We start from the raw sequence: 12209 nt of genomic DNA on the forward strand, positions 1-12209 counted from the left end.
CTGCGCCCCGTATCGACTGTCTCGTCCGTCGCGACTTCCGTCCCGACCCTCACCGCGCCCGACACCACGCACCATCGCGTGGATCACCACGCACCGCCGCGTGGACCGCGGTGCCGACAGCCTATGCGGTACGACCGCACCGGTCACCGGGCACCGGTCAGCCGCCCTCCGCTTCCGTGACCTGCCGTCACCCCACCGTGACAGCCCGCCCAAACCCGGGCGTGTCGCACCGCCCCAGCTTCCGCACCAGCCACGCGATTTGGCACTCTGTGACCTCCGGGGGATGCTCTGGAGGGGATGACGATCATGAACGCGACGCAGACGGGACCGCAAGCGGCCCCGCACACAGGGACGTCCGGCGACCCGCGCATCGGCTGGAGCGCCACCGAGACGCCGCACGCCCCCACCCTGCTCCACCGCCGCGACGGCATACTCCCCACCGTCGCCGCCGCCCTCTCCGTACGCGGCGCCACCCTCACCGGCACCGCCGCCCGCGGCGAGGAACCCCCCACCCTGCACCCCCTCGTACAGGACTTCCTCGACACCCTCACCAGCGCCCAACGCGACCGCTACACCGGCCGCTGCGCCGAAACCATCCTCATCTCACGCCACATAGCCGCCGCCGACGCCGCCCGCAGCAAACGCGCCGCACGCAAACCCATGACCAACGGCGAAGCCCGCAAAGCCCTCAAACAAGCCAAACTCACCACCCGCCACATCCGCGAGGACGGCGACCCCCTGCACGGCAGCTTCGCCACCCCCTGCCGCGCCTGCACCGCCCTCAGCGCCCACTTCGGCGTCCGCATCGTCGACCCCGCAGCGAGCGACGACTGACCCGACCACCCAACCGAAAGCCCGGGCCGGGCACGACTCAAGCGAACTCGACGATCGAAGGGCAGATGCACCCCGACCGCACCTCCACCACCCGCTTCCCCGTACCCGTCGACGCCGCCCTGCGCGCCGCCGGCTGGCAGCCCGGACGCTGGGACATAAAACAGGCCGAGATCTGGGCCGACACCCTGCGCGACCACATCTCACCCGCAGGCCACCGGCACGCCGTCTTCCCCGCCGCCGTCGAAGCCTGGGCCGAATTCGGCGGCCTGCACATCGCCCCCACCGGACCCGGTCGCCAGGTCGCCCCCACCGCCCTCCACATCGACCCGCTCCACGGCCTGCACATGGCCCGCACACTCGCCGACCTCGGCCGCGCACTCGACACCGAAGTCAGCCCCCTCGGCACCGAGACCGACAGCGACTCCCTCATCGCCGTCGACGCCGAAGGCCGCGTCTACGCCCTCGACCACACAGGCGACTGGTACCTCGGCCCCGACATCGACCAGGCCCTCGCCGGCCTCGTCTCCGGCATCGAACCCACCCGCCTCACCGCAGGCTGACGCACGCCCCCCGGCCAAGGACATCGCGGGCCGCCGCACCCACGACCAGGACACCGGACTACGCCGCCGGAATCACCGCCGACACCCGGAAACCCCCCGCATCGGTCGGCCCCGACACGAACACCCCACCCAGCGCGGTCACCCGCTCCTTCATCCCCACCAGGCCATTGCCCCCGGACGGCAACCGCGCCGACGCAGCCGACGACACCTCAGGCGGCGGCTCGTTCTCCACCTGCATCGCGATCTCCGACACCCGATGCGCAAGCCGCACATACGTCTTCGCACCCGCCGCATGCTTGTGGACGTTCGTCAACGCCTCCTGCACCACGCGATACGCGGTCTGCTCGACCTCCGCCGCATAGCCACGACTGTCACCCTCGACCGACAGATCCACCACCATCCCGGCCGCCGCCGACTGCCCGATCAACTCCTCCAACTCGGACAGACACGGCCCCTCCCCCTCATCCGCGGCCCGCTCCGCCGCCTCCGCCGCAGCAACCCCCACCGCCGCCAGCGGCACCGCCTGCTCACCACGCCGGGCCCCGTCCCCACTGCGCAGCACCCCCAGCATCTCCCGCAACTCGGTCAACGCCTGCCGCCCCATGTCCCCCACCAGCGCCGCATTCTTCACGGCCTTCTCCGGGTCCTTCCGCGCGACCGCCTGCAACGCCGCCGCATGCACCACCATCAGACTCACCCGATGCGCGACGACGTCATGCATCTCCCGCGCGATCCGCGTCCGCTCCTCACCCCGCGCCCACTCGGCCCGCTCCTCGGCCCGCTCGGCCAGCAACTGCAACTCACGCTCAAGACTGTCCGCACGCTCCCGCAGACTCTCCATCAGCCGGCGCCGCGCCCCCACATACAGACCCAGCAACAACGGCGGCGCGGTCATCCCGATCGCCGTCGTGATCGCCGCGAACGGAACGAACCAGTCCCCCAGGTCCCACGTCCCCCGCGCCATGTCCTGCCGCACCCGCACGAACATCACGATCAACATGCCCACCAGCGACATCCCCGCCAACGAGGCGATGATCCGCCGCGGCAACTCGGACGCCGCGAGCGTGTACAGGCCCACGATGCCCATCAGATAGCCCATCTGGGCCGGGGTGATCGCGATCGAGACCAGTACGACGGCAATCGGCCACTGCCGCCGCACCACCAGCGCCGAACCGGCCAGCACCCCGAAGACGACCCCCACAGCCACCGGAAGTCCCGCGTCCCGCGCGAAATGAACCCCCTCGAACGCACACTCCAGCGCGGAGGCCGCCGCCAGCCCCACATCGAGCGCGACACTCCGCCACCTGGCCCACCACCACGGCCCTCCCCGGGCCGCGGCGTGGTCTTCCCCCGTCGTGGTCATGCCTCCAGCCTACGGGCGTCCGCGCCCCGTTTTCCGGCGAGTTTTCACGACGGATCTACACCACACTCCGTGACCGTCCGCGCACGATACGACCCACTTTCCCTCGAACTGCTGAATCGCCCACTGTTCGACCCAGGAACCGCCCATTCCGCCCGGACGGTATGCCCATGGCACATTCACTTGGCAAGTCCGCCGACTTCGAGGGCTTGCGGGAGCGGGCGGTGGCGCTGCGGCGGCAGGGCTACAGCCTTCGGCGGATCAGGGACGAGCTGAAGGTGTTCAACAACGAGATCCTCAGCCAACTGGTGAAAGGGGAGCCGCCACCGGACTGGACGAAGCGACCGCAAGCGAAGGACGACCTCCGCGCGAAGGCACGGGAGCTCCGGCTGCAGGGCTGGACGTACGACCAGATCGAGGCGGAGCTGGGGTGTTCCAGGAGCTCGGTCTCGCTCTGGGTACGGGACCTACCGAAGCCGGAGCCTCGGTACACACCTGAGGAACAGCGAGCGCTCATGCAGGCCGGGCTGGCGCGTCTGCGCAACGCCCAGGATCAGGAACGCGAGAGGGTCAAGGACAACGCCGCCAAGGAGGTCGGCAGTCTCGGCGAACGGGACCTGTTCATCGCCGGCGTCGCGCTCTACTGGGCCGAGGGGCAGAAGAGCAAGCCGTACCAGCGTCGGGAGGTGGTCAACTTCGTCAACAGCGACCCGGCCGTGATCCAGGTCTTCCTCGCCTGGCTGGACCTGGTGGGGGTGGCGCGCGAGCGCCTGAGGTTCCGGGTGATGATTCACGAGAGCGCGGACGTGGCCGGTGCCGAGCAGTACTGGGCCGCTCTTGTCGGGATCGAGGCATCCGCCCTGCAACGGACGACACTGAAAAGCCACAACCCCAAGACCGTTCGCAAGAACACCGGGGAGGACTATCGCGGTTGTCTTGTCGTCCGAGTCCAACAAGGAGCCGAGCTGTACTGCCGCATCGAGGGCTGGTGGAGCGCCATAGTTGCTGGCGCCACCGCGCGACTCCGGTAAGGTCTGAGGCGCTGTCCCCCGTGGTGTAACCAGGCAGCACACCAAGTTTTGGTCTTGGCAGGTCAAGGTTCGAATCCTTGCGGGGGAGCTACAGCGCACAACCCTTGAGTTCGGGCCCTGACCCCACAGTCAGGGCCCACTCCCATGTCCCCCGCGAAACGCCCCGGTATCCTGCGGATGTCCCCACCCGTCCAAAAGCCGAAGGGCAACCCCGTGAGCGCCATTCGCCCGGCAGCCGTCGTCGTTCTCGCAGCGGGTGAGGGCACCCGTATGAAATCGGCCACACCCAAGGTCCTCCATGAGATCTGCGGACGCAGTCTCGTGGGCCATGTGCTCGCCGCCGCGCGTGAGTTGGAGCCCGAGAACCTCGTCGTCGTGGTCGGTCACGCGCGCGAGAAGGTGGGTGCGCATCTCGCCGAGATCGACCCGGCCGTACGCACTGCCGTGCAGGCCGAGCAGAACGGCACGGGGCACGCCGTACGGATCGCGCTCGAGGAGCTCGGCGGCAGCGTCGACGGAACGGTCGTCGTCGTGTGCGGCGACACCCCCCTGCTCACCGGCGGGACCCTGCGCGGCCTCGCCGCGACCCACGCGTCCGACGGCAACGCCGTGACGGTCCTCACCGCCGAGGTCCCGGACGCGACGGGCTACGGCCGGATCGTGCGCGACGAGAACACGGGTGCCGTCACCGAGATCGTCGAGCACAAGGACGCCACGGAGGCGCAGCGCGCCATCCGTGAGATCAATTCGGGTGTCTTCGCGTTCGACGGGCAGTTGCTGGCGGATGCGTTGAAGAAGATCCGTACGGACAACAGTCAGGGCGAGGAGTACCTGACCGATGTGCTCGGCATTCTGCGGGAGGCCGGTCATCGCGTGGGTGCGTCGGTTGCCGGTGACCATCACGAGATCGCCGGGATCAACAACCGGGTGCAGTTGAGCGAGGCCCGGCGGATTCTCAACGACCGGTTGCTGACGTCCGCGATGCTGGCCGGCGTCACGGTCGTGGATCCGGCGACCACCTGGGTCGACGTCACCGTCACCTTCGAGCAGGACGCGATCGTTCACCCGGGCACGCAGCTGCACGGCTCCACGCATCTGGGTGAGGGTGCGGAGGTCGGGCCGAACAGCCGGCTGAAGGACACGCGGGTGGATGCCGGTGCGCGGGTGGACAACACGGTGGCCGACGGTGCGCATGTCGGGCCGCAGGCGACCGTGGGGCCCTTCGCCTATCTGCGGCCGGGTACGCGCCTTGGGCTGAAGGCGAAGGTGGGCACGTACGTCGAGACGAAGAACGCCTCGATCGGTGAGGGTACGAAGGTCCCGCATCTGTCCTATGTGGGTGACGCGACGATCGGTGAGTACACCAACATCGGTGCGGCGAGCGTGTTCGTGAACTACGACGGGCAGGAGAAGCACCACACGACGGTGGGGTCGCATTGCCGTACGGGTTCGGACAATATGTTTGTGGCGCCTGTCACGATCGGGGACGGTGCGTACACCGCTGCCGGCTCCGTGATCACGAAGGATGTGCCGCCCGGTTCGCTGGCCGTGGCCCGCGGTCAGCAGCGGAATATCGAGGGTTGGGTGGCTCGTAAGCGTCCGGGGAGTGCCGCGGCGAAGGCGGCCGAGGCGACGGCCCGGCAGGGCGAGAGCGAAGACTGACCGGATTCGGGTGCGTCAAAGTCGGCGTACCGTGATATCTGCACACAGCCGTACCGCCACCAGCTGTGACATCGCGTACGGCCCCCAGCTGAGACACCTCTGAGGAGACAGTGCTGTGACCGGGATCAAGACGACCGGCGAGAAGAAGATGATGTTCTTCTCCGGCCGCGCCCACCCCGAGCTTGCCGAGGAGGTCGCCCACCAGCTGGGTGTCGGGGTCGTTCCGACGAAGGCCTTCGACTTCGCCAACGGTGAGATCTATGTGCGGTATCAGGAGTCGGCGCGTGGTGCGGACTGTTTCCTGATCCAGAGCCATACGGCTCCGATCAACAAGTGGATCATGGAGCAGTTGATCATGATCGACGCGTTGAAGCGTGCGTCGGCGCGCTCCATCACGGTCATCGTGCCGTTCTACGGTTACGCGCGGCAGGACAAGAAGCACCGTGGTCGTGAACCGATTTCGGCGCGTCTGGTCGCGGATCTGATGAAGACGGCGGGTGCGGACCGGATTTTGACGGTGGATCTGCACACGGATCAGATTCAGGGTTTCTTCGACGGTCCGGTGGATCATCTCTTCGCGCTGCCGCTGCTGGCGGACTATGTGGGGGCGAAGGTCGACCGGGACAAGTTGACGGTGGTGTCGCCGGACGCGGGTCGGGTGCGGGTCGCGGACCGCTGGTGCGACCGGTTGGGTGCGCCGCTGGCGATCGTGCACAAGCGCCGGGACAAGGACATCGCGAACCAGGTCACCGTGCATGAGGTGGTCGGTGAGGTGAAGGGGCGTGTGTGCGTCCTGGTCGACGACATGATCGACACGGGTGGCACGATCTGTGCGGCCGCGGACGCCCTTTTCGCGCATGGTGCGGAGGACGTGATCGTGACGGCGACGCATGGTGTGCTGTCGGGTCCGGCGGCGGATCGGCTCAAGAACTCGAAGGTGAGCGAGTTCGTCTTCACCAATACGCTGCCGACGCCGAGTGAGCTGGAGCTGGACAAGATCACGGTGTTGTCGATCGCTCCGACGATCGCGAGTGCGGTGCGTGAGGTGTTCGAGGATGGTTCGGTGACGAGCCTGTTCGACGAGCAGTGAGCCGCCGCATGCGGTTTAACGCTTCTGCATGATCGATTTTTCTGTGGCCTCCCGCGCCGAGTAGACTTCCCCAGTTGCTCGGCGAGGGAGGCCGTCTCGTTCCGCGAGGTCGGCTGTCCGTTATCGACGCGCTCTTCGTAGCAGGCCGTTCGTGGCCGGGTGACCACGTCCGTTCCTGATTTTTCTACGAGGAGTGATCATGTCCGAGGTGAAGCTCACCGCCGAGACGCGCACCGAGTTCGGCAAGGGTGCCGCCCGCCGTATCCGCCGTGACAGCAAGGTGCCCGGTGTGCTGTACGGCCACGGTTCCGACCCGCTGCACCTGACCCTTCCGGGTCACGACCTGCTGCTCGCGCTGCGTACGCCGAACGTCCTGATCTCCCTGGACATCGACGGCAAGACCAACGAGCTGGCGATCCCGAAGTCCGTGCAGCGCGACCCGATCAAGGGCTTCCTGGAGCACGTGGACCTGCTGCTGGTCAAGCGCGGCGAGAAGGTCACGGTCGAGATCCCGGTGCACACCGAGGGCGAGCTGGCCCCGGGTGGCTACCTGCTGGAGCACGTCCTGAACGCGCTGCCGGTCGAGGCCGAGGCCACGCACATCCCCGAGTCCGTCACGGTCTCCATCGAGGGCCTGGAGGCGGGTGCCTCCATCCACGCCAAGGACATCACGCTGCCGTCCGGCGCGACGCTGGCCGTGGACGAGGACGCCGTCGTGCTGCAGGTTCTGGCCGCGCAGGCCGAGGAGGCCGGCGAGGGCGAGGAGGCCGCGGAGGGCGACGAGGTCGCCGAGGCCTGATCCTCACCCGTTTCGTCGTTCGTCAGCCGCTGCTTCCGGTCGTTCATGGCCGGGGCGGCGGCTGGCGCGTATCAAGGAGACATGGACGTGAGCACCCCCGTGGGCGGCCCCTGGCTGGTCGTCGGTCTCGGTAATCCGGGGCCCGAGTACGCCCGGAACCGGCACAACGTCGGGTTCATGGTGGCCGATCTGCTGGCCGAGCGGATCGGGGGGAGGTTCAAGCGTGCGGGCAAGGCGCAGGCGCAGGTCGTGGAGGGGCGGATCGGGCCGCCGGGGCCGGCGAACCGGCGTGTGGTGCTCGCCAAGCCGATGTCGTACATGAATCTGTCCGGTGGTCCGGTGAACGCGCTGCGGGACTTCTACAAGGTGCCGGTGGCGAATGTCGTGGCCGTGCATGACGAACTGGACATCGACTACGGCACGTTGCGGCTGAAGCTCGGTGGTGGGGACAACGGGCACAACGGTCTGAAGTCGATGACGAAGGCGATGGGCGCGGACTATCACCGGGTGCGGTTCGGGATCGGGCGGCCGCCGGGGCGGATGCAGGTGGCGGACTTCGTGCTGAAGGATTTCTCGGCCGCGGAGCGCAAGGAGCTGGACTATTTCGTGGACCGGGCGGCGGATGCGGTGGAGTGTCTGGTGATCGAGGGGTTGGAGCGGGCGCAAAGCACGTACAACTCCTGACTTGTCGCCCGGTCGAGTTGACCGTTCGCAGGGGCATGGCCAATGATCCCGGCCATGTCCGCCTCTGCCCGTTCCTCCCGCCAGGCCTCGGTCGCCGCGCTGCGGTTCGGGCGGCTCGCGGCGATGGGTGCGGTGGCGGCGCTGATTCTGATCGCCGGGGTGTGGGGGTCGTGGAAGACGGCGCCGTACGTGATGCTCACCAAGGGGCGGGAGCGCGGCACGATCGAGGTGACCCGGTGCGAGGGTGACGTCTGCACGGGCCCGTTCACCCCGTCCTCGCCCGGCGCTTCGGTTCCCGACCGGGTCGTCATCGAGAAGACGGTCGCGGTGCGCAAGGGGCGGACGTACGCGGTGGTGATGAAGCCGGGCGGTGAGGTGGCCGTCCGGTCGGGTCCGGCCGGGGTGCTGTACGCGTGGGTGCCGATGGGCGGTGCGCTGCTGCTCGCGTCGGTGGTCGTGGCGGGCGGGCTGCGCAGGACGCGGGTCGCGTGGGTGATGGCGTTGTCCGGTGCGGCGCTGCTCACGGCGGCTTTTGCGGCGCTGTGATGTCTTTCTCCGTTCTCCACGTTCGCGGAGAAACTGAGTGTTCTCCGTTCGTGATTGACCTTTGGTCAGTGCCGGCTGGAAGCTGAGCCGCCCCCTCCACATCTTCCCTTTCGGCACTCGAAGATGGACTACCCCATGCGTACCCTCTCTCGCTTCGGCGCCCTGTCCGCCGTCGCCGCGGCCGCGCTGCTCTGCGCCCCCGTCGCCGCTCACGCCACCGCGCCCGGTGACAACGGCACGGTGAAGATCCACGACGCGAAGACCGGCGACGAGCTGCGGCGCAACGAGCCGCACGTCTGCACGTTCTACCTGGACGCCTTCGGCTTCGACGGCGTCCAGCAGGTCGACTGGCACATCGAGGCCTGGGCGCCGACCGCCCACACCAAGGGCGAGACGGTGAAGACCGGCGCCCTCACGCTCGACGCCGAGGGCCACGGCCGTACGGAGAACCTGTCGCTGCCCGACGGCCACTACAAGCTGTTCTGGAACTTCGATGGTGAGAAGGGGTCCGCCAAGCACAAGGTCTTCTGGACGGACTGCGGCACCTCGCAGGGCGGCGGCTCGACGCCCGCGCCGTCCGCGTCGGCGCCGTCCCCGTCCGCCCAGGGGTCCGAGGCGCCCGCACCCTCCGCGTCTGCGTCCGCCTCGCCGTCGGCCCAGGGCGGTGGCTCCGGTGATCTCGCCGAGACGGGCAACGGCGCCCCGGTGGGTCTGCTGGCCGGGCTGGCGGCCGCGCTGGTGGCGGGCGGCGGCTACCTGGTGGCCAGGCGGCGCCGGGCCTGACGTATCCAGCGCACCACACAGGGGTGCCCCCGGGCTCGTACGAAGCCCGGGGGCACCCGTGTGTGCGGGGGTGTCAGCCGGTGTTGCGCAGGCCGGCCGCCACGCCGTTGACCGTCAGGAGCAGGGCGCGGGCGAGCAGGGGGTCGGGCTCCTGGCCTGCGGCCGCGGCGTCGCGCTGGCGCTTGAGGAGGGTCACCTGGAGGTAGGAGATCGGGTCCAGGTAGGCGTCGCGGATGGCGAAGGTCTGCTTCAGCACGGGCTGGGCGTCGAGGAGTTCGTCCTCGCCGGTCACCTTCAGCACCTCGCGCACGGTGAGCTCGTGCTCGGCCTTGATGGTGTCGAAGATGTGCCTGAGCTCGTCGGGGACGAGGGTGTCGACGTAGTGGGCGGCGATGCGCAGGTCGGTCTTGGCGAGCGTCATCTCGACGTTGGAGATGAAGTTGCGGAAGAAGTGCCACTGTTCGTGCATCTCGTCGAGCACGGTGTCGAGGCCCGCTTCGCGCAGCGCCTTGAGGCCGGAGCCGACGCCGAACCAGCCGGGGACGATCTGCCGGGACTGGGTCCAGCCGAACACCCAGGGGATGGCGCGCAGTCCGTCGAGCGAGACGCCGGAGCCGGGGCGGCGGGAGGGCCGTGAGCCCAGGTGCAGGTCGGCGAGCTGGTCGACGGGTGTGGAGGCGAGGAAGTACGTGGGCAGGTCGGGGTCCTCGACGAGCCTGCGGTAGGCGGCGTGGGCGGCGTCGGAGACGACGTCCATGGCGGCGTCCCAGCGGGCGAGGGCCTCGACGGACTGGCGCGGGGCGGTGTGCAGGGCGGAGGCCTGCAGTGTGGCCGCGACGGTCAGTTCCAGGTTTTCGCGGGCCAGCGACGGCACGAGGTACTTGTCGGAGATGACCTCGCCCTGCTCGGTGACCTTGATCTCGCCCTCCAGGGTGCCCCAGGGCTGGGCGAGGATCGCGTCGTGGGAGGGGCCGCCGCCGCGGCCGACGGTGCCGCCGCGGCCGTGGAAGAGCCGCAGCCGGACGCCGTAGCGGTGGGCGACGTCGCGCAGCCGGCGCTGGGCGCGGTGGATCTCCCACTGGGAGGTGGTGATGCCGCCGAACTTGGAGGAGTCGGAGTAGCCGAGCATGACCTCCTGGACGTCGCCGCGCAGGGCGACGAGGCGCCGGTAGGACGGGTCGGCGAGCATGTCCTCGAGGATGGTGTCGGCGGCCTTGAGCTCGTCGGTGGTCTCCAGGAGGGGCACGATGCCGATCTTCGCCCAGCCGGCGTGCAGGTCGATGAGGCCGGCCTCGCGGGCGAGGACGGCGGCGGCGAAGACGTCGTCGGCGCCCTGGCACATGGAGATGATGTACGACTCCACGACCTCGGGTCCGAAGACGGCGAGGGCCCGCTTGACGGTCTCGAAGACGCCGAGGGTCTTCTCTCCGGCGGCGTCCACGGGCGCCGGGGTGGGGGCGAGCGGCCTGCGCGAGCGCAGCTCCTTGGCGAGGAGCTTGGCGCGGTATTCGCGGGGCATGTCGACGTAGCGCCAGGACTCCTCGCCGAGGCGGTCGAAGAGCTGGCCGAGGGCGTGGTGGTGGGCGTCGGCGTGTTCGCGTACGTCCATGGTGGCGAGCTGGAGGCCGAAGGCGGCCAGGGTGCGGATGGTGCGGTTCATCCGGCCGTCGGCGAAGAGCCCGCCGCGGTGTTCGCGCAGGGAGGTCTGGATGAGGGTGAGGTCCTTGAGCAGCTCGCCGGTGCCGAGGTAGTCGCGGCCCGGCTCGTGCGGGGTGCCCTTGGCCAGGCGCTGCTTGGTGTTCTCCAGCTTCTGCCGGATGCAGGTGGCCTTGAGGCGGTAGGGCTCCTCGGCGTTGAGGCGCTTGTAGCGGGGGCTGATCTCGGGGAGGTTGTCCAGGTCGGTGCGCAGGGAGGTGAGGAGTTCCTCGGTGGCGCCGGTGTAGCGGATGGAGTTGGAGAGGAAGCCGCGCAGTTCGTCGATCATCTCCAGCGCGTCGTTGATGCCGTGCTCGTGCTGGAGGATCAGGACGTCCCAGGTGACCTGGGGGGTGACGTTCGGGTTGCCGTCGCGGTCGCCGCCGATCCAGGTGCCGAAGGTGAGGGGGCGGGTGTCGTCGGGGATGTGGACGCCGACGCGTTCCAGTTCGGCGGTCAGGTCCTCCAGGACGTCGCCGACGGCGCCGGCGTGCAGTTCGTCGAGGTAGTAGATGGCGTTGCGGGCCTCGTCGGCGGGTTCGGGGCGTACGACGCGCAGTTCGTCGGTCTGCCAGACGAGGTCGATGTTCTCGGCCAGCCGGGTGTCGTGGCGGCGCCGGTCGGCCTCGATGACCGGGGTCTCCAGGAGTGCGGCGATGCGCCTGAGCTTGTTGAGGACCGAGCGGCGTGCTGCCTCGGTGGGGTGTGCGGTGAAGACGGGCCGGACGTTGAGGTGCCGGACGGTCTGGCGCAGGTGCTCGGGGTCGGCGTCCTTGAGCCGGTCGGCGGTGCGGGCGAGCAGTCCGCCCTCGGCGGCGCGCCGCTCGCGCAGTTCGCGGCCGCGGTGGACCTGTTCGGTGACGTTGGCCAGGTGGAAGTAGGTGGAGAAGGCGCGGACCAGCTTGGCCGCGGTCTCCAGTTCGGTGCCGCGCAGCAGTTCGGCGGCGGCCTCTCCGTCCTCGCGGGTGAGGCGGCGGACCTTCTCGACGAGGTCGAGGAGCTCGGGGCCCTCCTGGCGTACGAGGGTCTCGCCGAGGAGGTCGCCGAGGCGCCTGATGTCGGCGCGAAGCTCGCTGCCGGACATCGTCTGCGGCACAGTCTGGTCGTCGGCACTGCTCACAGGTGCGGCTCCTTGCAGTGTTGAAGCTCGTCCGGAGGGGGAACC

11 protein-coding genes and 1 tRNA gene are annotated in these 12209 nt (G+C 69.2%); 10 read left to right on the forward strand and 2 right to left on the reverse strand.

Annotated elements, in window-relative coordinates; genetic code table 11:
- Nucleotides 1–297: 297 nt before the first annotated feature.
- Entirely contained in the window at nt 298–834 is a 537-nt protein-coding gene (locus MQN93_RS15125) for a YwqJ-related putative deaminase (RefSeq protein WP_242709877.1), read from the forward strand.
- Between the two features lie 65 nt (nt 835–899).
- Nucleotides 900–1394: an SUKH-3 domain-containing protein gene (locus tag MQN93_RS15130; protein WP_242709878.1), complete on the forward strand. Its 495-nt coding sequence runs from the start codon at nt 900–902 to the stop codon at nt 1392–1394.
- Between the two features lie 58 nt (nt 1395–1452).
- On the opposite strand, the gene MQN93_RS15135 is transcribed toward MQN93_RS15130, so the two are convergent.
- Nucleotides 1453–2757: a sensor histidine kinase gene (locus MQN93_RS15135; protein WP_242709879.1), complete on the reverse strand. Its 1305-nt coding sequence runs from the start codon at nt 2755–2757 to the stop codon at nt 1453–1455.
- 167 nt (nt 2758–2924) lie between these two features.
- Between MQN93_RS15135 and MQN93_RS15140 the strand changes: the two genes are divergently transcribed.
- The 8 genes from MQN93_RS15140 to MQN93_RS15175 all read left to right on the forward strand — a co-directional run bounded on the left by MQN93_RS15140 (nt 2925) and on the right by MQN93_RS15175 (nt 9349).
- The gene (locus MQN93_RS15140) at nt 2925–3785 is read left to right on the forward strand and encodes a hypothetical protein (protein WP_242709880.1); all 861 of its coding nucleotides are present in this window, start codon (nt 2925–2927) and stop codon (nt 3783–3785) included.
- A gap of 14 nt (nt 3786–3799) precedes the next feature.
- Nucleotides 3800–3873: transfer RNA gene (locus tag MQN93_RS15145), tRNA-Gln, on the forward strand.
- 125 nt (nt 3874–3998) lie between these two features.
- Nucleotides 3999–5447, forward strand: a complete 1449-nt coding sequence (gene glmU / locus MQN93_RS15150; RefSeq protein WP_242709881.1) for a bifunctional UDP-N-acetylglucosamine diphosphorylase/glucosamine-1-phosphate N-acetyltransferase GlmU — start codon at nt 3999–4001, stop codon at nt 5445–5447.
- Nucleotides 5448–5562: 115 nt separating this feature from the next.
- On the forward strand, nt 5563–6537 hold the full coding sequence (locus MQN93_RS15155; RefSeq protein ID WP_016436416.1) for a ribose-phosphate diphosphokinase: 975 nt from the start codon (nt 5563–5565) through the stop codon (nt 6535–6537).
- A gap of 199 nt (nt 6538–6736) precedes the next feature.
- Nucleotides 6737–7336, forward strand: coding sequence for a 50S ribosomal protein L25/general stress protein Ctc (locus MQN93_RS15160; RefSeq protein ID WP_016436417.1), 600 nt, complete (start codon nt 6737–6739; stop codon nt 7334–7336).
- 81 nt (nt 7337–7417) lie between these two features.
- Nucleotides 7418–8020: an aminoacyl-tRNA hydrolase gene (gene pth / locus MQN93_RS15165; protein ID WP_037783119.1), complete on the forward strand. Its 603-nt coding sequence runs from the start codon at nt 7418–7420 to the stop codon at nt 8018–8020.
- Between the two features lie 42 nt (nt 8021–8062).
- Nucleotides 8063–8566 carry a hypothetical protein gene (locus MQN93_RS15170; protein WP_242709882.1) on the forward strand — a complete coding sequence of 168 codons (504 nt, stop codon included), beginning with the start codon at nt 8063–8065 and terminating at the stop codon, nt 8564–8566.
- A gap of 135 nt (nt 8567–8701) precedes the next feature.
- On the forward strand, nt 8702–9349 hold the full coding sequence (locus tag MQN93_RS15175) for an LPXTG cell wall anchor domain-containing protein (protein WP_242709883.1): 648 nt from the start codon (nt 8702–8704) through the stop codon (nt 9347–9349).
- A 73-nt stretch (nt 9350–9422) separates the two neighbouring features.
- Here the strand turns inward: MQN93_RS15175 and ppc are convergent, their stop codons facing one another.
- Complete coding sequence (gene ppc, locus MQN93_RS15180; RefSeq protein WP_016436421.1) at nt 9423–12164, reverse strand: phosphoenolpyruvate carboxylase; 2742 nt, start codon at nt 12162–12164, stop codon at nt 9423–9425.
- Nucleotides 12165–12209 lie beyond the last annotated feature (45 nt).

The sequence above is a fragment of the Streptomyces spinosisporus genome, from assembly GCF_022698145.1.
GTDB classification, from domain to species: domain Bacteria; phylum Actinomycetota; class Actinomycetes; order Streptomycetales; family Streptomycetaceae; genus Streptomyces; species Streptomyces spinosisporus.